The following is a 21,543-nucleotide window of genomic DNA, read 5'->3' as shown; positions in this document are numbered from 1 at the left end:
TGAGAGCGACGTGTGACATACCTGCTACCGAGGCGTTGTCGCGGTGGCGTAGGGTGCGAGGGCCGCATCGATAGCGGCAAGGCAAAGATCGCGAGCCTTTGGCGCCAAACGCTTCTCGACCACATCGGGATAGAGACGGGCAAGATGCTGGCTGATCAGCGTTTCCGGGATCTCGTCGGGCAGCTGCGCGAGCAGTTTGTCGACCGCCTCACCAGCGCGCGCGTCCGGCCAATAATAACGGATGCGGTCGCTATAGCTGAAATGTCGTTGCAGGTGCTGCTCATCAGCCGTGCCGCCATAGTGACCGGCCCAATGTCCAGGCTCGGCGAGCATGATCTCTTCCATCGTCGCTGCCAGCCCGCGGGCTTCCTTGCCGCCTGAGAGCGTGTTGGCGATCGCATCGAGGCCGTAGAGCGCCTCGCGCAATGCAAAGGTCAGGCCCGGCCCGACTTTAAGGATCGAAAACCCGCCGTCGACCAGAGAAGCCAGCAAGTCTGCCGGCTGGTAGTCAGTGGAGTGGGCTTCGAAGAGCAGACCGTTCATCTCGTCGAGCGCGGAGATCAGCTCCTGTGCCCGCTCGGGCATGTAGAGCGCGACATTGGCATTGCCGAATTCCACACCCGGCTGAACGACGATGGCGATGACCCGCTCCAGTGCGGAACCGACCCCAGCTTGGGTAAAAGCCTCGCGATGAACGCCAAGCGTCTTCACGGCGGCTTCCCGGCGCGTGACCTCGATCTCGTCCAGGGCATGCGTGGCGCCACCCGGCGGCGGCACTTCCGTGCCGATGATATAGACGGGCGGGCGGCGGCCGCTGCGGCGGGCGGCGTCTTCGGCGGCCCGCGCCAACCGTGCGGCTCTTGCTGCGGTCAATTCATCGGCAAGCGCCACAGGTTCGCCGGCGCAGCCCATTGATGTGTCGAGATGCAGCTTTTCGAAGCCTGCTTCCACATATGCTGCTACCATGGCTTCGGCGCGTGCCATGGCATCGTCAGCGCTGAGTTTCCGCCACGGGTTCGGGCCCAGATGGTCGCCGCCGAGAATGATGCGCGCGGCGGGAAAGCCGACGCTTGCCGCAATTCGTTCGATGAAGGCGCGGAAATCCGCCGGCGTCATACCGGTATAGCCGCCCTCCTGATTGACCTGATTACAGGTCGCCTCGATCAGGACGACGTCGCTCTGCCGGGCGGCACGTCGCAATGTTGCTTCGATGACCAGGGGATGGGCGGAGCAAACGGATGTGATGCCGCGGGGCAGGGGCACTCCCCTGTCCCCGAAGAGTTTTGCCAGGGCAATCTGGCGATTTCGATCGACCGCGGCGCTCATGCGAGTGTGACAACTTTGGTGAGATGGCGTGGTGAGACCGTATCGATGTGGCGTGCCTGAGCGGCACGTTCGCCGAGTATCTGCAGCGCCGGCAGAACGGCGAGGCCGGCGAGCGACAGGTCGACATCAACAGGAAGCTCGAGGTCGCCGGGGCCGCCGAAGCCGATAACGACGGCGCCTTTTTCGCGCAGCTCGCCAACCAGCTTGGCCTCGGCGTCTCTCTGGTCCGAGCTGTAGAGCACGATAACCGCCGTCTTCTCATCGACGAGGCTGATTGGCCCATGGCGGTATTCGAGCGGATGGAAGGCCTGCGTCATGAGCTGGCTCATCTCCATCAACTTCAATGCGCCTTCAAGCGCGATGCCGAAAAGCGGTCCGCCGCCGAGAAACACGAAGTGTGAACGGTCCTTGATGATATCAGGCAGGGAGGTGTCGAGCGTGTTTGCAAGCTGCCGTGCCGATGCGACGATCGAAGCCGGCACGGTCTGACCGATCATCTGCAGGCTGAGCAAGACCATAAGGCTCGCCGACACTGTCATGACGATGCCTTCGTCCGGATGGGTTGGCGAGCAGATCAGCTGGTCACAATTCTTGGCAAGCGCGCTTTCGGGTTCGACCGTGACGGCCGTAACGAACGCGCCGGCAGCACGGCTAACCTTGGCCGCAGCGACCGTTTCCGTCGTCTCGCCGGAGCGCGAGAGCGCAACCACATGGGTCTTTTGCCATTCCGGCCAGAAATAGGAGGGGCGGTTCAGCCACTCTGCACCAGGAACCGCGATTGCCCTGCGCTTGAGGCTGTTGGCATAGGCGGCCAGAGACAAAGCGAGATTGAATGAGGTGCCGCAGCCGACGAAGACGAGGAGATCGTCGGCCCTGCCGCTTGGCGCATTCGAGCCGATGGCTTTTTCCCAATAGGGGAACTGCTCGAAGATTACCTTTTCGGTCGTGTTCATGATGTCTCCGATTATTTGACCGAACCAGCCAGCAGGCCGCTGACGAGGTACCGGTTGAGGAAGATGACGACCAGGGCAGGGATGACGATGGCGATCGATCCGCTTGCCGTGATCAGCCCGTAGTCGATGAAATTCTTGGTGACGAATTCGGGAATGAGAACCGTCAGAGGTTTCGTCGACTGCGGCGAGAAGATGAGAGGAACGAGGTATTGGCCCCAGGCCCCCAGGAAGGTCAGGATGGCGGCCGCCGTCAGGCCGGGTCCGGCGAGCGGCAGCACGATGTTGAAGAAGATGAAGAGGCGGCCTGCGCCATCGAGCTGTGCAGCCTCTTCGAGTGCGATCGGAAGCTGCTCGAAGACGCTGCGCAGCAGCCAAAGGGAGAGCGGCAGATAGGCCGAGACGTAGATCAGCGACACGCCGGTATAGGTGTCGACCAGATGCATCTTGATCATGATCTGATAGAGTGGGATCAGCACTGCATAGGCAGGGATGGCGAGCGTCGCAACGACAGCGCCGAATAGAAGGTGACGCCCCGGAAAGCGCATCCTGGTGAAGGCATAGGCGCCAAGTGCAGAGATTGCGACACAGAGAGCCGTGGCGGCAGCAGATGTGATTACGCTGTTGAGCAGCGCTGCACGGAATTGTTTCCACACCTCCACCCCGCCGATCCGGGAAATGTTGATGCCGAGCAGGCGCGAATAGTGGTCGAGCGTGAAATGCTGCGGGAAGAAATGGATCGGCCGCGTGGAGAAATCTTCCGTCGGCGTCACGGAACTTGCGAGCGTCCAATAGATCGGGCCGAGCGACCAGATCAGCAGCAAAGCAAGACCCGTCCATATCATCAGGCGATAGAGAATGGTTGGTTTCATCAGTCGAACCGTGTGTTGCGATAGACGCGGAGGACGTAGACCAGCGACACCAGCAGCGACACCAGCGTGATGACGACAGACAGTGCCATACCGTAGGAGAAGCGAAGGTTCTGGAACGTCTCGAGATAGATCTGCACGAGGATCGGCCGTGTTTCGAGGCTCGATCCGGCAAGCACCCAGGCCTCGTCGAAGAGGTTGAAAGCGTTGACGGTCGCATTCGTCATGGCAACGGCGAGGGCGCTGCGCACGAGCGGAAGCGTGACCAGGCTGAACATCTGCACGCGGGTCGCGCCGTCGATACGGGCAGCCTCGTAGAGATGCGCCGGAATGCTCTGCATGGCGGCCAGCACAATGACGATCGTCAGCGGCATCATGCGCCAGACATGCACGACGGTCACGGCGATGATCGCGCTCGTCCGGTCATTGAACCAGACATGGTTTTCGAAGGGCAGGCCGAGTGCGACGAGAATGCCGTTCAACAGGCCGGCACCCGGCTGATAGATCCACAACCAGATAACGGAATTGACGACGCCGGGGAGCGCCCAGGGCAGGATGACGGCCGCCAGTACCCACTGACGCCCGACCTTCACCTGGTTGATGAGTGCTGCGGCAAGCACGCCGAAGACGGTTTCCGCAACGACGGCAAGGACGACGTAGATGAGCGTATTCGTCCACGTCGTTCCAAGCTGCCCGTCCGACAGCATGCGCGTGTAGTTTTCCAGCCCGACGAAAGGGGTTCCCGCCTGCATCGGATTGACCCGATGCAGCGAGTCCCAGACCGTCCGGCCCATCGGATAGAAGACCAGAGCTGCCATCGTCACAAGGATCGGCAGTACCAGCAGCAGGCCGAGCATCGTGTCGGCGTTGAAGCCGACACTCCGCTTGGCTGCGATACCTTCGACAGTAGCTGTCGTCATTGCGCCATGGCCTGCTTGGCAGCGTCGGCGATGGCCTGCATGGCCTGGTCAACCGTCATCTGATCCTTCGCCGCGCTGTTGATCGCCGTGTTGACCGCGCTTGAGAACTGCGGATACCAAGGCGGCGTTCCCTGCTGGAACAGCGGCTCGACGGTCTTCGATTGCGCAACGAGCGCGTCGCCGCTCGTCAGCTTGCCCTCCGTGTTGAGCTCGGAGAGGGCGGAAGTGCGCGTAGGCAGGAAACCGTTTGCCGCATTCTTCTTTTGGAACTCCCTGCTGGTGAACCATTTGACGAAGGCGACTGCCGCTTCCTTGTTCTGCGAGACATTCGGAATGGCGAGTGCTTCGGGAAGGCCGAAGCTACGGGTCTGGCCGCTTTCGGTCGGCACCAGGATGGCTTCCACCTGCCCCGCGACCTTGGACTGCTTCGGGTCGTTCATCTGACCCAGGCGACCGGGTTCGCCCGAGATCATGATGCTCGTCAGCCCCTGGGCGAACATGCTCTCGTTGATCTGGCTGTCTTTGAGGCCCGTCGAGGCCGGATCGACCAGACCGTCCTTCAGCAGGCTCAGTTCGAAGGCGAGCGCCTTATAGCCGGCTGAATCGGGGGTGAGGAAAAGCGGCTTGAAGTCCTTGTCGAAGAGTTCGCCGCCAAAGGCCTTGGTCAGCAGGTACCAGCTGGTGGAGGCACCTTCCGTCGCCGAGAGCGGCAGGCCGATCGGATAGGTGGAGATGCCCTTTTCCTTGATCTTCTTGGCCGCAGCGACCAAAGCGTCGAGTGTTTTCGGCATTTCGGTAACGCCGGCGTCGGTGAAATGCTTCTTGTTGACGAGCATGACGCGGAAGTCGTTCGTGTAAGGCACGCCGAGCAACTGGCCGTCGACGGTGAAGATCTTGGCGACGCCGATGTCAGCGACCGTATCCTTGTCGATCACGTCGTTGAGCGGCATGTACCAGCCGGCGGCACTGAACTGTCCCGTCCACGACCAGTCGAATTCGGTAACATCGGCCGGCGCTGTACCCGCTACCAGCGCCGTTACCAGTTTGGGACGAATGTCATCCCAGGAGAGTGTCTGGAGATCGACGTGAATGCCGGTCTCGGCTTCGAAATCGGCCGCAACCGTGGGGCCCTGCGGCGATGGCATGAGCACCGTGATCGATTGGCCGGCAAGCGGCTTGGCGTCGTCCGCCAAAGCAGGCAGGGCAATCGCAAGTGCGGCTGAGGCAAGCAAAGGCAATATGAATTTACGCATGTTCCCATCCTTCTTTATCTTTGACAGTCATTGTCTTGATCGCGCGATCACGGCTTCTGCCGCAATCGCGATTTGCCCGAACCAGCGCTCGTCAAGCTGCCAGTCGAGAAGTTGGGCAGCGGCCAGAAGCGCGCCGCCAATGGGGGGAAGCACGGGCGAGACCGCCCGCCGGCCGATCCGTCGTTCGACGGCCTCGAGCAGCAGGCGGCTGGAAAAGGTCCCGCCCGCATAAGTCCAGTCGGTGCCGGTTTCACAATGGCCCGATATTGCCCAATGGTGCTTGGCAAGCTCTTGGGCTGATCTGTCGATCAGATCGATTGCTGCTTCGTCGCCTTTGCTCGCTACCCGGTCGACAAGGACGGAGAGCGCCGCAATACCCGCGCGCGGCCTTGCGAGCCCGCTGATCCAGCCACCGAGAGCGTTGACCGGATCTGACATGTCGAGCTCGAGGTGCTCGTAAACAGCCTTTGTCAGCGCGGTAGGCTTGGCGCGTCCATCAAGGCTCTGGCTGACAAGGTGCAATGCTTCGCGGCCGATCCAGTAGCTGCTGCCTTCGTCGCCGATCACATCGCCCCAACCGCCGACGCGCGCGGAGGCTCCGGCGCCGTTGCGTGCCCAGGACATGGAACCGGTCCCCGACAGGACAAGTATGCCTGGGCGCCCGGCAAAGGCGCCGAGATGGGCGGCGTCGACATCGTTGAGGACCGTTCTGCGAATATCCGGAAAGGCTTCGTCGATACATCGCTTCTGGAGAGAGGAGAGGTGCGCAACTTCACCGTACGCAGGCAAGGCAGCGCCGACAGCGGCCAATCCCGGCTCACTGCGGAAGGGCTCGATATGCCGCTCCAGTTCCTGTCGCCAGTCCGGATTGTCCATGGGATTGACGCCACCGCCAAGCGCGGTGCGCAGAATCCTGCCGTCTTTGTCGGCCAGAGTAACGAGCACCTTGCTGCCGCCGCCGTCGATGCCAAGGATCAGCTCGTGGCTCATTCTTTTGCTCCGAGCTCGGCATAGGTTGCATCGACACCGAAATTGGCGAGTTCGGCGCGCCATTGGGGCGCCAGGCCCTTGTCGGTGATGAGTTTTGCCGCATTCAGCGGCGCGACCTTGTAAGTCGCCATCGTCCCGAATTTCGAGGAATCGGCGAGAACATAACCATTGGCAGAGCGGGCGAGCATGCGCCGGTTCAGACTGGCTTCCGCGCTGTCGACACTATAGATCGCCCCATCCGGGCTAATGGCGCTTGCACCCAGAAAGAGCTGATCGAACCAGATCGTTTCCAGCATTGCCTCGGCCTGCGGGCCGACGAGAGAGGCATTTTCACTGCGCAGATGGCCGCCGAGAAGCACGACTTCGAGATGCGGAATGTTCAGGAATTCCTGAGCGACGATCAGGCCGTTGGTAAAGATGCGCAGCGGCATCGGATTGATACGGATCAGCCGGGCAAGCTGAAGAACCGTCGTTCCGGCATCGAGGAAGATCGCCGTGCGCGGCAGAAGCTTTTCATAGGCCGCGTTCGCGATCGCGCGCTTGGCCGAAAGATGGCGCTTTTCACGCTCCTGGAAGGCCAGTTCGACCGAGGACCCTTCGGCGATGCGGGCTCCGCCGTGCACCCTGTCGATCGCGCCGTCCTGCTCAAGAACCTGCAGGTCGCGCCGGACTGTCGCGAGCGAAGCGCCGACCGCATCGGCCAGATCCTGAATGGTCGAAAAGCCATTCGCATAGAGATGGCTGCGGATGGCATCGAGCCGGTCAGTTTTCACGCCGCCAGTCTGATTCACGGATCGCCCCTGCTGTTTATCCTTTATTTGCGTCAACGTTCCCACTCAATACGATCAATGTCAATCAAGATTCTGATCGTTTGTGATCTTTTTGCGGACTGCGACGGGGATTTAAAAGACAAACAAAAGCACGCCCTCCCGAGGGATGGCGTGCTTCTTGACGACTAGCATTCTGGTGGTCGCGGCTCTGACGGCCTCAGTGGTATTTCGGCAGCAGATCGCCGTGTGCTTCGATCAGGTCGTCAACCAGGCCCCAGATCTCATCCGGCGACAGTTCTGCCGATGTATGCGGATCAAGCAGCGCGGCCTGATAGATGCGATCGCGCTTGCCTGTCAGCGCCGCTTCCACGGTCAGTTCCTGAACCGAGACACTGAGCTTCATGACCGCGGCAAGCTGCGAGGGAATTCTGCCGATGCGGGTCGGCTGGATACCGTTCCGGTCCACATGGCAGGGCACTTCCACGATACATTCGGGCGGCAGGTTCGCGATCAGGCCATTGTTGGGAACGTTGCCGTAGATCAGTGCGGGGTTACCTGTGACGGCAGCGTTGATGATGCCTGCGGCATATTCATTGCTGCGGCAGACCTCGATCGGCTTGTCGCCTTCGAGATCGCGGCGCAGCGCATGCCATTCGGAAATCTGCCGCTCACAGCGGCTTATATATTCGTCGAGCGGGATGTTGAGCTTGTCGATGAGCTCGGGACGGCGGTCCTTGATGTACCAGGACGTATATTCGGAGAAATGCTCGCTGGATTCCGTCACGAAATGGCCGAGCCGCTTCAGCACATCGAAACGCACCCGGTCGTCGTCCGGCACGCGTCCCTCGCCGGTGAGGGCCTTCAGGCGGGGATAGAGATCTTCGCGCCGGCCATCGGCATGCAGCTTCTCGTATTTCAGGAAGAAGGCGACGTGGTTGATGCCAGCCGAGATGTAATTGATGTCTGCAATGTCTTCGCGAAGGCAGGCGGCGAGATGAGCGGCGGTATGTTGCACGCTATGGCAAAGGCCGACCGTACGTATACTGGGTGCCAGCTCCTTGATCGCCCAGCAATTGATTGCCATCGGGTTCACATATTGCATCAGCAGCGCGTCGGGGCAGACCTCTTCCATGTCGCGGCAGATCGCCTCCAGCACCGGAATGGTGCGAAGTCCGCGGAAGATTCCGCCGATGCCGAGCGTATCGGCAATGGTCTGCCGCAGCCCGTATCGCTTCGGTACGTCGAAATCCGTGGCAGTCGCAGGCTTGTAGCCGCCGACCTGCATCATCAGGATGACGAAATCCGATCCGCGCAGTGCCTCTCGACGATCGAGGGTTGCCTCGACTTTGACTTTCGTCAGGTCGAGCGCCTCGCAGATGCGTCGCGCGACGATCTCCGACGTCTTCAGCCGCTCCGGGTCGATATCAAAGAGGCTGATCACATAATCACTGCCCGAGGGTGTGGAGAGCACATCCCCCAGAATGTTCTGCGCAAAAACGGTGCTGCCCGCACCCACGAGGCAAATCTTCGGCATTTCGGTCTCCCGCAAATTAAAACCGTCATACTGGTGCCTCTTCCAAATCAGAATTTCTTCCTGTTATTGGAGGGAGTATTCCCGGATCGAAGCGCAGGAAGGACATGACGGACGATCATTTCAGCAGGAGCGGCGAGTGGGCGGGATCGCCACGGAGTTTCCTGATCGAGCGCCACACGGCTGATGCCATGAGTGCAGCTCATTGGCACGACCATGTCGAGATCAACCTGCTTCTCGATGGCGCCATGACTTATCTCTTCAATGGCCGGGCTGAGAGGGTGGAGGCCGGGCGTCTTGTCCTCTTCTGGGCGGCCATTCCCCATCAGACAATCCTGGTGACGCCGGAAGCGCCGCTCATCTGCGTCTACCTCCCGCTTGCCGATTTTCTCGCGCTCTCCATCGACAAGAGGGCGAGACAGGCAATCATGCAGGGTGCCTTCGTCGTCGAGCCCCGCCGCCGCGAGACGACGCCGGCCACGGTCTCTGCCTGGGTCGAGGAATGGGGCAGGGGCGATCCCGTCCGGCGTCAGCTGATCGCCGATGAGGCCAAGCTTAGGGTGCGCAGGCTCATCCTTGATCACGCCGATGATCGAGGCTCGTCCGTTGCAGCCACTGCGACCCCGGTAAGCCCCGCCATCCGCCATTCAGAGGTGCTGACCGACCTGATCAACCGGCATTTTTCCGAACCGCTCAACCTGGCGGATCTTGGAAGGCGCGCCAATGTGCACCCAACCACTGCCAACCGGGCATTTCGCGATGTGCTTGGCATTTCCGTAATGGAATACCTGACACGCTATCGCCTCGCGCGAGCGATGCAGCGACTGGCCGAGACGGAGGATTCGATCCTGGAGATCGCCCTCGACTGCGGCTTCGGCTCCAGCAGCCGGTTTTACGACATCTTCAAGCAGCGCACCGGCACGACACCGCGACAGTTCCGCCTGTCGCTCGGCAAGCCGTAACGTTTGGCGAGGGGCGATCGATGTTAGGACCAAGTGCAGTCTCAGGCGCGATCCGGCTATCGAATCTTGTCGCCGGCGCGCTAGAGTCTGCAGACGATCCACATCAAACGGTTCATGTCTATGACGAGTGACAGCAAAAACCTCGCTGGTTCCCTGGCACCTCTGGCCGCGATCGAGGATTTCTGCCAAAAGGTCTTCCTCGCCGCCGGCACGGACCAGGAGACGGCGGATGCAGCCACGCGGGGAATGCTGCATGGTACGCGCTATGGCATCGACAGCCATGGTGTGCGCCTGCTTCCTCATTACCTGAGGGGATTGACCGAAGGACGTCTCAATCCACGCCCGCATCTCGCGTTGGCAAACGCCTTTGGCGCCGTGGCGTCGCTCGATGCAGATAATGGCCATGGAGCGCTTGCCACCTATACGGCTATGGAGCATGCCACGCGTCTTGCTGGGGAGTTCGGAATCGGCGCCGTCGCCATCCGCAATTCTTCGCATTTTGGTCCGGCGGGTGCTTATGCGGTCGATGCTGCCGATCGCGGTTTTATCGGTTTTGCTTTCTGCAATTCCGACAGCTTCGTGCGCCTGCATGATGGCGCCATGCGCTTCCACGGCACCAATCCGATCGCCTGCGCCGTGCCGGTCAGGAACAGTAACCCGTGGCTCTTCGACATGGCGACCAGTGCCGTGCCCTATAACCGCGTACAGCTCTATCGCAGCCTCAGCCGCCAACTGCCAGAAGGGGTTGCCTCCGATAAACGGGGTTATGACACGACCGATCCCGATGTCGCCGACATGCTGGCGCCGCTCGGCGGCGAATTCGGCTTCAAAGGCGCAGGGCTCGCCGGCATTCCCGAGATCCTGAGCGCCGTGCTCACTGGCATGAAGCTGAGCTTCGATATCGCGCCGATGCCCGGACCGGATTTTTCGAAGCCACGCGGTCTCGGTGCTTTCGTCATCGCACTGAACCCTGCCGCTTTCCTTGAAATCGATATCTTCGATGCCGCCATGAAACGCTATGTCGACACCTTGAGGGCATCGCCTGCGCGCGAAGGCTTCACGGTACTGGCGCCCGGCGATCGGGAATGGGCAGTCGCTGCCGAGCGGGAAAAACATGGCGTTGCGCTGGATCCGGCTACGGTCGAGGCCTTCAGAACACTTGCCTCCACCTATCAATTGGTCAGCCCGGTGTGAGTGCATGCGTCGGATTGACGCACAACTTCCTCGATGATAGCTTGAGGTCAATTGGTCAGGCCAGTTGACCAGTTGTGCGCTTGAGGAGAAGCGCGCCGGGGAGGCCACAATGTTTTCGGCAGTTGAATCACGCCGCCTCTACAGGCAGGTGGCAGACCAGATTCGTCTGATGATCATCCGGGGCGAACTCGCAGTCGGCCAGAGGCTGCCGGCTGAGCGCGACCTTGCTGAGCAACTTTCCGTTTCGCGCCCCACGCTTCGCGAGGCGCTCATCGTGCTGGAAGTCGAGGGTTACATCAATATCCGCATGGGCTCCGGCATCTATGTCACCCGGAAACATGTGGCCGAAGCGTCTGGCCGCGACCGTGAATCGGTCGAGGGTCCCTTTGAATTGCTGCAGGCTCGCGCGATCATCGAGTGCGCGATATCAGAGGAAGCGGCAAGGAACGCTGGTCCACAAGACATTGCCGTTCTCGACGAAGCGCTGAGAGCGATGAGCGGCGCGGTGGAGGATGCGCGCGCCGTGCTTGTCGCCGACCGCGCCTTTCATACCGGCATTGCCGCAATCGTCGGCAACGCAACCTTGCTCCGCGTCACCGGCGAATTGTTCTACATGCGCATGACGCCGTATTTCGAGAAGCTTGCCAGCCATTTCGAAGGGCCGGTGTCATGGCGCACCGCGCTGGAAGAGCACCGAGCTATCCGCGACGCGATCGCCGCCCGCGACGCTGCAGGAGCGAAGGCCGCCATGCGCACGCATCTCACGAATTCGCAGAAGAGGTTTTCCGAGAGCTTCGGGGAGGAGTTTTCGGGCGAGGAGGGGCGCGGCCATGGGGCTGGGCCAAACAAGGGAAACGCAGGCATTTGACGAGATCTCAGGAGGAGAGACCGATGAAGCTGAAACTGACGACGATACTCTGCACCGCCGCCGCAATCATGGCGACGACGGCAATCGCACATGCGCAGACCGTGCTGAAATGGGCGCATGTCTATGAGACCTCGGAACCGTTCCATACGGATTCCGTCTGGGCCGCGGAAGAGATCAACAAACGCACCAATGGCCGTTACAAGATCGAGGTCTATCCGGCTTCGCAGCTCGGCAAGGAAGCCGATATCAACCAGGGCCTCAAGCTCGGCACGGTCGATATCATCATTTCCGGGTCAAGCTTTGCCGCGCGTGACTACAAGCCGATCGGCGTGACCTATTTTCCTTATATTTTTCGCAACCCGGAACACCTGATTGCCTATACCAAGAGTGACGTCTTCAAGCGGCTCGCCAAGGGGTACGAGGACAAGACCGGCAACCATATCGCCGCCGTCAGTTACTACGGCACGCGCCACACGACATCCAACAAACCGATTGCCAAATGCGCCGATATGCAGGGCCTGAAGATCCGTGTGCCTGACGTTCCCGCCTATCTCGCCATGCCGCGGGCCTGCGGCGCGAACACCACGCCAATCGCCTTTGCGGAAGTCTATCTGGCACTCCAGAACGGCACGGTCGAAGCTCAGGAAAACCCGCTGACGACGATCGAGGCCAAGAAATTCTACGAAGTCCAGAAGAACATCGTCCTGACCGGTCACATCGTCGATCACCTGAATACGGTGATCTCGAAGACGCTGTGGTCGAGCCTTTCCGATGAAGACAAGAAGATCTTCGGCGACGTCATGCAGGAAGCTGCCGAGCGCACGACCAAGACCATCGAAGGCAAGGAAGACGGCCTGATCACTACCTTCAAGGAAAAGGGTCTGAGCGTCACCGAGGTCGACAAGGCCGACTTCGAGAAGACAGTTGCGGAAAAGGTCAAGTTTGAGGACTTCGGCTACGATAAAGCCGATTGGGAGGCGATCCGCGCGATCCAGTAAGAGCCCGAGGGCGCGCGGCAGCGCTGCGCGTCCTTCTTCTCCAAACCGGAATAAGGCCGATCATGTCTCAAGAAGTCCACACGCAAATTACCGCCGAGGAGATCGGCCAAGAGTTCGAAGGGCATGCGCCCACTGCCAACATCTCGGATTACGCCATCGAAGACTGGATCACGTTGATCGTCTTCTGGCTGATGGCCGGCTGCGTTTTCTTGCAGTTCTTCACTCGCTACGTGCTGAACAACAGCTATGCCTGGACCGAGGAAATCGCCGTCAATTGCCTGATCGGCGTCGTGTTCTTGGGCGCCGTCATGTGCGTGCGCACCTCGCGCCACATCCAGGTGGATGTCTTCTACCACTACATGCCGGCAGGCCTCGCGCGGGTGCTCGCAACGTTCGTCGATATCGTCCGCATCGGTTTCTTCGCCTATGGCTGCTACCTGATGTGGCGCTACGTCCAGATCGTCGCTGACGAGCAGATGGTGACTGTCGATTTGCCGCGCAACATCGTCTTCTACAGCGTGCTTGCAGCCTTCGTCCTGATGCTGATCCGGGCGGTGATCGTCTTCATCGCCAATATGCGCCGCGGCTATTCCGTTCTGGAACGCCCCGAAGAATTCCACGCCGTCGAAGGATGACCCGATGCTGCTCTTGCTTGGCTCGTTTCTGCTGCTGATGCTGATCGGCGTGCCCGTCGCTATCTCGATGGCCGTCGCGTCCGTTCTCTATATTGTCCTTTACGGTGTCGCGCCTGACATCATCGTCGCCCAGCGAATGATCGCGGGTGTAGAAAGTTTTCCGCTTCTCGCCGTTCCCTTCTTCATCCTTGCCGGCAACCTGATGAATTCGGCTGGTGTCACCGGCCGCATCTATTCCTTCGCCGTTGCGCTTGTCGGCTGGATGAAGGGCGGTCTCGCGCAGGTCAACATCATCGGTTCGGTCATCTTTTCCGGCATGTCGGGCACCGCGCTTGCCGATGCGGCCGGTATTGGCACGATCGAGATCAAGGCCATGAAGGATCATGGCTATCCGGTCGAGGCCGCGGTCGGGGTAACGGCGGCTTCCGCCACGCTTGGCCCTATCTTTCCGCCGTCCTTGCCTTTCGTGATCTATGGAATGATGGCGAATGTCTCGATCGGCGCTCTTTTCATGGCCGGCATTCTGCCCGGCATCGTCATGACGCTACTGATGATGATTACCGTTGCGGCCTTCGCGTATACGAAGCGCTGGGGTTCCGACGCGCCCTTCGACGTAAAACAGCTTGTTTCCGCAGGTTTGGAGATCGTCGTCGTCCTGCTGGTACCGCTCGCGATCTACGTGATGATGCGGTCAGGGGTATCGATGAATGCTGCAGCGGGCATTGCGCTTGTCGTGCTTCTGGCGCTCGACTGGTATTTCCGCTTTTCCGCGGTCATGGCGCTCATGACGCCTGTTATCCTGATCGGCGGCATGACAATGGGTTGGTTCACGCCGACGGAAGCAGCTGTTGCGGCTGTTCTCTGGTCGCTGTTCCTCGGCCTCGTGCGCTATCGCACGATGACGTTCTCGACACTTGCCAAGGCGAGCTTCGACACGATCGAGACGACGGCCTCCGTTCTCTTCATCGTCACTGCCGCTTCGGTCTTCGCATGGCTGCTGACGGTGAGCCAGGCGGCGCAGCTTCTGTCCGATGCAATCCTGTCAATCACCGACAATAAGTGGGTGTTCCTGATCCTCGTGAACTTGCTGATGCTCTTCGTCGGATGTTTCCTGGATACGATCGCCGCGATCACCATTCTCGTGCCGATCCTTCTGCCGATCGTTGCGAAGTTTGGCATCGATCCGGTGCAGTTCGGTCTCATCATGACCTTGAATCTGATGATTGGCCTGCTCCATCCGCCGCTCGGCATGGTACTGTTCGTGCTGTCTCGGGTGGCGAAACTATCCGTGGAGCGTACGACGATGGCGATCCTGCCCTGGCTTGCGCCGCTTTTCATCGCCTTGATCCTGATCACCTTCGTTCCCTCCATATCGCTCTGGCTGCCGCAGCAGCTTGGCCTTCTGAAGTAGGAGAGTATGATGCAGACACGTCTGGCACGGCTTTATGCAAAGGGCGATCTGCGGATCGAGACCGCTCCGGTTGCCGTCCCCGGTCCGGGCGAGGTGCTTTTGAAAATGGCAGCCGCAGGCATCTGCGGCTCCGACCTGCACTATTATCAGGATGGCGGTTTCGGTCCGGTCCGGGTCCGCGAGCCGATGATACCAGGGCACGAAGCATCAGGAACGGTGGAGCTGGCAGGTGAAGGTGTCACGCTGAAAACAGGCACGCTGGTTGCGGTCAATCCGAGCCAGCCCTGCGGAGCTTGCGAATATTGCAGCATCGGCATGCCGATACACTGCCTCGAGATGCGCTTCATGGGCAGTGCGATGCGCCTGCCGCATGAGCAGGGCATGTTCCGCGAATGGCTGGTGGTGCCGGAAAGGCAATGCGTTGAAGTCGGAGCTGGGACCACGCCCGCAGAAGCGGCCTGCAGTGAGCCTCTGTCCGTCTGTCTGCACGCCGCATCGCGTGCGCCTGGCATTGCCGGCAAGAAGGTTCTGGTGACCGGCGCCGGACCGATCGGCTCGCTGATGGTCGCCGTCGCCAGCCATTTCGACGCAAGCGAAATCGTTGTCACCGACCTCGCCGATGCGGCGCTTGCGCGAGCGAAGGCAATGGGCGCCGGTCGCGCGATCAATGTGGCCAAGGATGCAGCGTTACTTACCGAATTCCAGGCCGGAAAGGGTTATTTCGACCTCGTGTTTGAATGCTCCGCGGCTGCTCCCGCTATACATAGCGCGATTGCCTCCGTCCGGCCGCGTGGCACCATCATCCAGGTCGGCGTCTCCGGCGATGTGCCGATACCTCTCAACGCCATTGTCGGTAAGGAGTTGCACATCCATGGGACGCAGCGCTTCCACGAGGAATTCGCTGTTGCCGTCGACATGATCTCGAGGCGGAAGATCGATGTGCAGCCGATCATCAGCCACAACCTGCCGCTTGATGAGGCCGTAGCGGCCTTTGAAATTGCCGGCGATCGTTCGCTGGCCTGCAAAGTGCAACTGACGTTTCCGTCAGCCTAAACGACGGTCTCGCCGCCATCGACGACGAGGATTTGCCCGGTCATATAGGACGAGCGATCCGAAACCAGGAACAGGATCGGTTCGGCGATCTCCGAAACGTCCGCCCAGCGGCCGAGCGGCACCTTATCGGCAATATAGGATTCGATGGCGCCCCGCCCGCCCATCTGGGCGATGAATGGGTCGTTGAATGGCGTGTCGACCCATCCGGGACAAAGCGCATTCACGCGAATGCCGAATTTTGCATAGTCGCCCGCCATCTGCCGGGTCATGGCGATGACCGCATGTTTGGTCGTCGTGTAGGCGATCATTTCGCGGTCATAGAGCACACCTGATGATGAGGACGTGTTCAGGATCACGCCCTTGCCGGCTTTCTTCATGATCGGCATGACGAAACGCGCCGCCATGAAATGCGCCCGCACATTCAGGCTCCAGGACTTGTCGAAGCCTTCGACGGCGACTTGCTCCAGGTCTCCGGCGACCTGCGCGCCCGCGTGATTGTGCAGAATGTCGATCCGGCCGTGACGTGCGGCAGTAGCGGTTATGCCGGCTTCAAGCTCTCTGTCGTCGGTCACATCGACCACCATGCTTTCGGCACTGCCGCCGGCCTCAGCAATCAGCTCGACCGTCTCTTCGGCATTCGCGAAGTTGATATCGGCAACGACGACATGGGCGCCCTCGCGCGCCATGATCTGCGCGCCGGCTCGACCGATGCCCGAGCCTGCGCCCGTAACAATTGCAACGCGATCTCTCAATATCATGGCATTTCCCCGGTCAGTTTGTCGTTGTCTTTTCGCGCATCAGGAAACGCGCGATGAAAATAAGGACGAGCGAGGCGACGAGCACCATCGTCGCGATCGCATTGATTTCAGGCGTCACGCCGCGGCGAATGGAGGCGAAGACATAGATCGGCAGCGTCGTATTCGAGCCGGCCACGAAGAAGGCGATGATGAAATCGTCAAAGGAAAAGGTGAAGGCGAGCAGAAACCCCGCCAGGATCGACGGCATGATCTGGGGTAGCACGATCTGCCGGAATGTTGTGAATGGCGTCGCGTAGAGATCGCTGGAGGCCTCGACGATATCACGTCCGAGACTGGCGATACGTGCTTTCACGATCATTGTCACCAGCGCCATGGTGAAGAGCCCGTGCGCGGCGATGATCGAGCCGTAACCGAGCGCGAGCTTCGGCGGCTGATCGCCCGGCCAGAGGGCGGCGATGACGGGGTTGATGAAGCCGAAGACCTCGACGAGTGCAACAAGCGTCGCGATGCCGATGACGACGCCCGGCACGACGATCGCCGCCGCAAAGAGCCCGTCGAAGATGGCGCGCGTCCGGGCGCCGAGCCGCTCCATGCCGATGGCAGCCATGGTGCCGAAGATCGCTGCCAGTGCGGCACTGGTGACCGCGATGATCAGGCTGTTGCGCAACGCTTCCATCAGGAACGTATTCGACAGCGCCCGGCCGTACCATTGCGTCGAGAAGCCGGTGAACTCGCTGGCGTTGCGGCCCGCATTGAAGGAGAAGAGGACGACGAGCGCAATCGGCGTGTAGAGGAAGAGATAGACCGAAGTGACGAGCGCGCGCATCAGATGAGATCCACCTGTCGGGTACCGGCAACGCGCCACGCAATCCGCATGGCGACAAGCAGCACGATGACAACGACGGCAACCAGTGTCACGGCAATCGCCGATCCGAAAGGCCAGTTGCGCGACTGCAGGAAGAGATCGACAAGCGCATTGCCGATGAAGAAGACCTTGCCGCCGCCGAGAAGCTGCGGGATCAGATATTCACCGAGAAGCAGGATCGTGACCAGCGCAACGCCGGTCATCACGCCCGGAAGCGATAGCGGCAGGGTGATGCCGAAAAACGTCGAGATCGGCTTGGCACCGAGATCGGCCGAGGCTTCGAGCAACCGGCGATCCAGTTTTTCCAGGCTGACATAGATCGGCATGATCATTAACGGCAGGTAGCCGTAGACGATGCCGAGCAGCACTGCGCCGGGTGTATTGATCAGCCTGACATTTTCAATGCCGACGAATTCGAGCAGGTGCGGAATGCCGCGCGCGCCGAGCAGGTACATCCAGGCATAGGTTCGCACCAGCAGGCTGGTCCAGAAGGGCACGACGACAAGCGAGACGAGCAGCAGCCGGCGCTGCGGGCTCGCCTTGACAGCCAGATAATAGGCGACCGGGTAGGCAACGATGAGGCAGGCAGCCGCCCCAATCGGCGCCAGGATCAGCGTGTTGATGAAGGCCGCCGAGCGCGCGCCGAGATTGGCGAACTGTTCGAAGGTGAATGCCGCCTGATAGCCGCCTTCCGGCGCCCGTTCGCCGAAGGCAAAGACGATGATGGCGATGAAGGGCAGCACCAGGAAGACGAACAGCCAGACACTGGCCGGGCCGACGAGGGCCGCGGTGATCAGGCGCCGTTTGGTGGCGTGGGGCAGGGGCATGGTTTGGTCTTCATCCACCGGATCACGAAGCTGAACCGACTTCCCCGCTGCGGGCTGGGGAAGCCGGGATGCAGGATGGACTTACGCCGACTTGAAGCGCGCCATCAGTTCGGCGCGGCCCGGATCGGTGAGTGTCACGGCGGCGCCGAATTCCAGCGGTGTCAGGGCTGCTTCGTCCGGATAGACGATCTTGTTCGACGTGACCTCCTTGGGCAGCAGCGCGATGACGCGGCTGTCGGTCGTCGGTGCGCCGTTGGCGATGTGCTCCTTCACCGCATTCTGCGGGTCCATCAGGTAGTTGAGCAACGCGTAACCGGCGGCCTTGTTGGGCGCATCCTTCGGGATCGCATAATAATCGGTCCAGATTTCACCGCCGTCGGTGCCGAGGACATAGGCAAGTTCCGGCATGTCGCGGTTGAGCTGCGCCCCGTCATTGGTCCAGCACATGGTGAGCCATGCATCGGTCGAGCGCATCGATGGCTGATAGTCGGAATTGATGGCGAAGAGATGCGGCTTCACCTTGATCAGCAGCTCTTCTGCCTTGGCAAGTTCGTCGGCCTTGATCGAATTGAAGTCGTAGCCGAGCGAGACAAGCGCGCTGCCGATCGTCGTCAGCTGATAGTCATGCACCATTGCGCGGCCATCCGCTTCGGTCTGGGCGATCTCGAAGAAGTCCTTCCAGCTGGAAAGCTTGGTCTTGATCTTGGACGTATTGACGGAGAAACCGGTCGTGCCCCAGTTCTTCGGCACGGCATAGGTCTTGCCGTCGATCTGGCCTTCCTTGGTGAAGCGCGGGCTTTCGGTTGCCTGGCTGAAATTCGGGATCTTCGAGAGATCGAGCTCGTCGATCAGGCCGAGTTTGTGATGGGTCGAAATCGTGTAGTTGGTCGGCACGAAGAGCGACCAGCCGGAAGCGCCGGCCTGCAGCTTGGCGAGCATTTCCTCGTTCGAGCCGAAGACGTTGACTTCGACGGCAACACCGGTCGCCGCCTTGAAGTTTTCGAATGTTGCCGGGTCGTGATAGTTCGGCCATGTGGCAATCGACATCTGCGTTCCCAGATCTTCGGCCGCATAGGCCGGCGTCGACAGCGCGCCCGGGAAGCGCGACAGCACGGCGGTCGCAAGACCGAGGCCGGTAATGCCGAGGAAGTGGCGGCGGCTGACGGAACCGCGCTTCAGGCGCATGAACTCGTCCATGAAGCCTTCGGCGGAGATGGGCAGATTGTCCTTATAATCCTTGCTCATGATGCTGTTCCCTTGTTTTGGTTTATGCATTCGATGCTGGAAAGACATGGATGGCGGCGGGGTCGAAACCGAGGAAAACCTCCTCGCCCGGCTCCACGAGATCGCTCTCGTTCATGCTGCGGCGGTCGGCTGTGATCAGGAAATCGCCGAGCCCCGGTACGCTGACGGCATATTCCGCAGATGAGCCGAGGAAGATGCGATGCGTCACGGTTCCCTTGAACGACGTGCCTGATGGCGCAGCCTTGCGCGTCAGATGGATTGCCTCGGGGCGCAAAGCAGCGATGACTTCGCCCGACGCGAGCTGCTTGCCGGAGGCGATCGCTGAGCCATCCGCCAGCCTGAGCGTCGTACCATCGGCTTCCATTGCCGCGGCGATGCGGTTCGTCTTGCCGACGAAATCGGCGACGAAAAGATCTGCCGGGCGGTCATAGACTTCCTGCGGGCTGCCGAGTTGACGGATGCGCCCGGCACTCATGACACAGACGACATCGGCCATCGAAAGCGCCTCTTCCTGGTCGTGGGTGACGAGGACGAAGGTGATGCCGAGTTCACGCTGCAGGGTCTGCAGCTCGATCTGCATGGCCGAGCGCAGCTTCTTGTCGAGTGCCGCCAGGGGTTCGTCGAGCAGCAATACGGAAGGGCGGTTGACGATGGCTCGGGCAAGCGCCACACGCTGCTGTTGCCCACCCGACATTTCATGGATGCGCCGCTTGGCAAAGCCGCCGAGCCGGACCATTTCGAGCGCCTCGGCGACGCGCCGGTCGATCTCCTTCGCCGCGATTTTCGGGCGCATCTGCTTGAGCCCATAGGCGACGTTCTGCTCGACGTTGAAGTGGGGGAACAGCGCGTAGTGCTGGAAGACCATGTTGACCGGGCGGCGATAGGCCGGAACTCCGTTCATCTCGCGCCCGTCGATCAGCACCTTGCCTTCGCTCGGCTGTTCGAAGCCGCCGATCATGCGCAGGCAGGTCGTCTTGCCGCAGCCGGACGGCCCGAGCAACGCCAGAAAGGCACCCTTCGGCACAGTAAGATTAATGTCCGTCACAGCGGTCACGGCGCCATAGTTCTTTGTGACCGAACGGAATTCGATATCGTTCGTCGAAGCGGATGCCACGTCTGTTCCCTGCGGTTGGTTTGGAATGGCAGTCTATCGCTGCCTTATTGCCACCGTCGTTAAGGAAGAGTAACCCTGAGCTTCCTCCACGGTATATACCCCGAGAGAGGTATTTAGGCGCACATTGTTTCGTGGAAGGTGTATATCCGCCTTCCGTGAATTTTGCGGAACAGCGGGGAGGAAGGGCTAGTGAGTATCGACCTGGAGACGCTGTTTACGGCTTTCAATGCGACGGTCGGCAAGCCAGCCATGACCGATGCCGCCTTTGGCGATACTTTCTGGCAGATGATGACAGCACTCGTGCGCTTCGACTATGTCGTCGTCTTCGCTTATCGGGCAAAAGAACGGCCGATCGATCTCTACAGCACCTTCGATCGCGACGAGCACATCGTCTTCGTCACACTCTATCAGGCAGGTCCTTATCTGCTAGACCCCTTCTATCATACCGCTCGCGAACGGCGTGAAGGTGTCTTCAGGATGCGCGAACTCGCCCCGGACAGGTTCTTCTCCAGCGAATATTACCGCACCTATTACGTCCAGACCGGACTTGCCGAGGAAATCGGCTTCTTCGTGCCTGTCGATGGCGATATTACCGTTGTCCTTTCGCTGATGCGGCGGGAACAGACCGGTGCTTTTCCACCGGCCGAGTTCACAACGCTGAGAAGGGCTGAGCCGCTCGTGGCCAGCATGGTGAAACATTATTGGTCCGGGCTCGCGCCGCGCTTCGATGCCCAGCTCGCAGCAAGGGGCAAAAGCCGCCGCAAAAGCGAAATCCTCCCGCGCGCCGACACCGTCTGGCACGATCTCAACCTCACGGGCCGCGAAACGGCGATCGTTGAACTGGTGCTGCAGGGCCATTCGTCGGAATCGATCGGCCTGAAGCTCAACATCTCGACGGGAACGGTGAAGGTCCACCGCCGCAATGTCTATCGCAAGCTTGGCATCTCCTCGCAGACGCAGCTGCTCTCGCTTTACCTGAAGAATCTGAGCTGACCGGTGGCTGC

Annotated in this window: 21 protein-coding genes; 8 read left to right on the top strand and 13 right to left on the bottom strand. The window is 60.5% G+C overall.

Features of this window, described 5'->3' with window-relative positions; genetic code table 11:
- Positions 1-24 precede the first annotated feature (24 nt).
- The 8 genes from FHT93_RS16650 to FHT93_RS16615 form a co-directional block, all read right to left on the bottom strand.
- A complete protein-coding gene (locus FHT93_RS16650) occupies positions 25-1,326 on the bottom strand; it encodes a D-tagatose-bisphosphate aldolase, class II, non-catalytic subunit (RefSeq protein WP_183848444.1) in 1,302 nt (433 codons plus the stop codon).
- Positions 1,323-2,279 (bottom strand): SIS domain-containing protein, encoded by a 957-nt coding sequence (locus tag FHT93_RS16645; RefSeq protein WP_113146037.1) that lies wholly within the window; start codon positions 2,277-2,279, stop codon positions 1,323-1,325. The genes FHT93_RS16650 and FHT93_RS16645 overlap by 4 nt, the downstream gene beginning before the upstream one ends.
- A gap of 11 nt (positions 2,280-2,290) precedes the next feature.
- Positions 2,291-3,148 (bottom strand): carbohydrate ABC transporter permease, encoded by an 858-nt coding sequence (locus FHT93_RS16640; RefSeq protein WP_112542298.1) that lies wholly within the window; start codon positions 3,146-3,148, stop codon positions 2,291-2,293.
- Positions 3,148-4,065, bottom strand: a complete 918-nt coding sequence (locus tag FHT93_RS16635; protein WP_112542297.1) for a sugar ABC transporter permease — start codon at positions 4,063-4,065, stop codon at positions 3,148-3,150. Before FHT93_RS16635 ends, FHT93_RS16640 begins: the two co-directional genes overlap by 1 nt.
- Positions 4,062-5,318 (bottom strand): sugar ABC transporter substrate-binding protein, encoded by a 1,257-nt coding sequence (locus FHT93_RS16630; RefSeq protein ID WP_112542296.1) that lies wholly within the window; start codon positions 5,316-5,318, stop codon positions 4,062-4,064. Before FHT93_RS16630 ends, FHT93_RS16635 begins: the two co-directional genes overlap by 4 nt.
- A 27-nt stretch (positions 5,319-5,345) precedes the next feature.
- Positions 5,346-6,308: a BadF/BadG/BcrA/BcrD ATPase family protein gene (locus FHT93_RS16625; RefSeq protein ID WP_112542295.1), complete on the bottom strand. Its 963-nt coding sequence runs from the start codon at positions 6,306-6,308 to the stop codon at positions 5,346-5,348.
- Positions 6,305-7,099 (bottom strand): DeoR/GlpR family DNA-binding transcription regulator, encoded by a 795-nt coding sequence (locus FHT93_RS16620; RefSeq protein WP_112542294.1) that lies wholly within the window; start codon positions 7,097-7,099, stop codon positions 6,305-6,307. Before FHT93_RS16620 ends, FHT93_RS16625 begins: the two co-directional genes overlap by 4 nt.
- Before the next feature lie 196 nt (positions 7,100-7,295).
- Entirely contained in the window at positions 7,296-8,612 is a 1,317-nt protein-coding gene (locus FHT93_RS16615) for an alpha-glucosidase/alpha-galactosidase (protein ID WP_183848442.1), read from the bottom strand.
- Positions 8,613-8,716: 104 nt separating this feature from the next.
- Here FHT93_RS16615 and FHT93_RS16610 point away from each other — a divergent pair, with 104 nt between their 5' ends.
- The 7 genes from FHT93_RS16610 (at position 8,717) to FHT93_RS16580 (ending at position 15,730) form a co-directional block, all read left to right on the top strand.
- Positions 8,717-9,571, top strand: coding sequence for a helix-turn-helix domain-containing protein (locus FHT93_RS16610; RefSeq protein ID WP_183848440.1), 855 nt, complete (start codon positions 8,717-8,719; stop codon positions 9,569-9,571).
- A 120-nt stretch (positions 9,572-9,691) separates the two neighbouring features.
- Entirely contained in the window at positions 9,692-10,765 is a 1,074-nt protein-coding gene (locus FHT93_RS16605) for an Ldh family oxidoreductase (RefSeq protein WP_183848902.1), read from the top strand.
- A gap of 109 nt (positions 10,766-10,874) precedes the next feature.
- Positions 10,875-11,633, top strand: coding sequence for a FadR/GntR family transcriptional regulator (locus FHT93_RS16600; RefSeq protein WP_183848438.1), 759 nt, complete (start codon positions 10,875-10,877; stop codon positions 11,631-11,633).
- Between the two features lie 23 nt (positions 11,634-11,656).
- Entirely contained in the window at positions 11,657-12,631 is a 975-nt protein-coding gene (locus FHT93_RS16595; protein ID WP_112542290.1) for a sialic acid TRAP transporter substrate-binding protein SiaP, read from the top strand.
- Between the two features lie 62 nt (positions 12,632-12,693).
- The gene (locus FHT93_RS16590; protein WP_183848436.1) at positions 12,694-13,266 is read left to right on the top strand and encodes a TRAP transporter small permease; all 573 of its coding nucleotides are present in this window, start codon (positions 12,694-12,696) and stop codon (positions 13,264-13,266) included.
- 4 nt (positions 13,267-13,270) lie between these two features.
- Positions 13,271-14,677: a TRAP transporter large permease gene (locus tag FHT93_RS16585; protein ID WP_112542288.1), complete on the top strand. Its 1,407-nt coding sequence runs from the start codon at positions 13,271-13,273 to the stop codon at positions 14,675-14,677.
- A gap of 9 nt (positions 14,678-14,686) precedes the next feature.
- Positions 14,687-15,730 carry an L-idonate 5-dehydrogenase gene (locus FHT93_RS16580; RefSeq protein ID WP_183848435.1) on the top strand — a complete coding sequence of 348 codons (1,044 nt, stop codon included), beginning with the start codon at positions 14,687-14,689 and terminating at the stop codon, positions 15,728-15,730.
- Here FHT93_RS16580 and FHT93_RS16575 read toward each other — a convergent pair.
- The 5 genes from FHT93_RS16575 to FHT93_RS16555 all read right to left on the bottom strand — a co-directional run bounded on the left by FHT93_RS16575 (position 15,727) and on the right by FHT93_RS16555 (position 20,539).
- Positions 15,727-16,488, bottom strand: coding sequence for an SDR family oxidoreductase (locus FHT93_RS16575; RefSeq protein WP_183848433.1), 762 nt, complete (start codon positions 16,486-16,488; stop codon positions 15,727-15,729). The two genes, FHT93_RS16580 and FHT93_RS16575, sit on opposite strands and share 4 nt — an antisense overlap.
- Before the next feature lie 13 nt (positions 16,489-16,501).
- The gene (locus FHT93_RS16570; protein ID WP_112971661.1) at positions 16,502-17,314 is read right to left on the bottom strand and encodes an ABC transporter permease; all 813 of its coding nucleotides are present in this window, start codon (positions 17,312-17,314) and stop codon (positions 16,502-16,504) included.
- On the bottom strand, positions 17,314-18,180 hold the full coding sequence (locus tag FHT93_RS16565; protein WP_113146026.1) for an ABC transporter permease: 867 nt from the start codon (positions 18,178-18,180) through the stop codon (positions 17,314-17,316). Before FHT93_RS16565 ends, FHT93_RS16570 begins: the two co-directional genes overlap by 1 nt.
- A gap of 81 nt (positions 18,181-18,261) precedes the next feature.
- Positions 18,262-19,425 (bottom strand): spermidine/putrescine ABC transporter substrate-binding protein, encoded by a 1,164-nt coding sequence (locus FHT93_RS16560; protein WP_112542283.1) that lies wholly within the window; start codon positions 19,423-19,425, stop codon positions 18,262-18,264.
- Between the two features lie 22 nt (positions 19,426-19,447).
- A complete protein-coding gene (locus FHT93_RS16555) occupies positions 19,448-20,539 on the bottom strand; it encodes an ABC transporter ATP-binding protein (protein ID WP_183848431.1) in 1,092 nt (363 codons plus the stop codon).
- 189 nt (positions 20,540-20,728) lie between these two features.
- Between FHT93_RS16555 and FHT93_RS16550 the strand changes: the two genes are divergently transcribed.
- Complete coding sequence (locus FHT93_RS16550) at positions 20,729-21,532, top strand: LuxR family transcriptional regulator (protein WP_183848429.1); 804 nt, start codon at positions 20,729-20,731, stop codon at positions 21,530-21,532.
- Positions 21,533-21,543 lie beyond the last annotated feature (11 nt).

Origin of the sequence: Rhizobium sp. BK379, from assembly GCF_014193955.1 — a bacterium.
GTDB lineage: Bacteria > Pseudomonadota > Alphaproteobacteria > Rhizobiales > Rhizobiaceae > Rhizobium.
The sequence above is the reverse complement of the archived record's forward strand: the minus strand, read 5'-3'. Positions and strand labels throughout refer to the sequence as shown.

What these genes read in the sequence shown, in the direction of transcription:
- FHT93_RS16650 (WP_183848444.1), bottom strand. Translation starts at nt 1,326, where the DNA reads ATGAGCGCCGCGGTCGATCGAAATCGCCAGATTGCCCTGGCAAAACTC.
- FHT93_RS16645 (WP_113146037.1), bottom strand. Translation starts at nt 2,279, where the DNA reads ATGAACACGACCGAAAAGGTAATCTTCGAGCAGTTCCCCTATTGGGAA.
- FHT93_RS16640 (WP_112542298.1), bottom strand. Translation starts at nt 3,148, where the DNA reads ATGAAACCAACCATTCTCTATCGCCTGATGATATGGACGGGTCTTGCT.
- FHT93_RS16635 (WP_112542297.1), bottom strand. Translation starts at nt 4,065, where the DNA reads ATGACGACAGCTACTGTCGAAGGTATCGCAGCCAAGCGGAGTGTCGGC.
- FHT93_RS16630 (WP_112542296.1), bottom strand. Translation starts at nt 5,318, where the DNA reads ATGCGTAAATTCATATTGCCTTTGCTTGCCTCAGCCGCACTTGCGATT.
- FHT93_RS16625 (WP_112542295.1), bottom strand. Translation starts at nt 6,308, where the DNA reads ATGAGCCACGAGCTGATCCTTGGCATCGACGGCGGCGGCAGCAAGGTG.
- FHT93_RS16615 (WP_183848442.1), bottom strand. Translation starts at nt 8,612, where the DNA reads ATGCCGAAGATTTGCCTCGTGGGTGCGGGCAGCACCGTTTTTGCGCAG.
- FHT93_RS16610 (WP_183848440.1), top strand. Translation starts at nt 8,717, where the DNA reads ATGACGGACGATCATTTCAGCAGGAGCGGCGAGTGGGCGGGATCGCCA.
- FHT93_RS16605 (WP_183848902.1), top strand. Translation starts at nt 9,692, where the DNA reads ATGACGAGTGACAGCAAAAACCTCGCTGGTTCCCTGGCACCTCTGGCC.
- FHT93_RS16600 (WP_183848438.1), top strand. Translation starts at nt 10,875, where the DNA reads ATGTTTTCGGCAGTTGAATCACGCCGCCTCTACAGGCAGGTGGCAGAC.
- FHT93_RS16595 (WP_112542290.1), top strand. Translation starts at nt 11,657, where the DNA reads ATGAAGCTGAAACTGACGACGATACTCTGCACCGCCGCCGCAATCATG.
- FHT93_RS16590 (WP_183848436.1), top strand. Translation starts at nt 12,694, where the DNA reads ATGTCTCAAGAAGTCCACACGCAAATTACCGCCGAGGAGATCGGCCAA.
- FHT93_RS16585 (WP_112542288.1), top strand. Translation starts at nt 13,271, where the DNA reads ATGCTGCTCTTGCTTGGCTCGTTTCTGCTGCTGATGCTGATCGGCGTG.
- FHT93_RS16580 (WP_183848435.1), top strand. Translation starts at nt 14,687, where the DNA reads ATGCAGACACGTCTGGCACGGCTTTATGCAAAGGGCGATCTGCGGATC.
- FHT93_RS16575 (WP_183848433.1), bottom strand. Translation starts at nt 16,488, where the DNA reads ATGATATTGAGAGATCGCGTTGCAATTGTTACGGGCGCAGGCTCGGGC.
- FHT93_RS16570 (WP_112971661.1), bottom strand. Translation starts at nt 17,314, where the DNA reads ATGCGCGCGCTCGTCACTTCGGTCTATCTCTTCCTCTACACGCCGATT.
- FHT93_RS16565 (WP_113146026.1), bottom strand. Translation starts at nt 18,180, where the DNA reads ATGCCCCTGCCCCACGCCACCAAACGGCGCCTGATCACCGCGGCCCTC.
- FHT93_RS16560 (WP_112542283.1), bottom strand. Translation starts at nt 19,425, where the DNA reads ATGAGCAAGGATTATAAGGACAATCTGCCCATCTCCGCCGAAGGCTTC.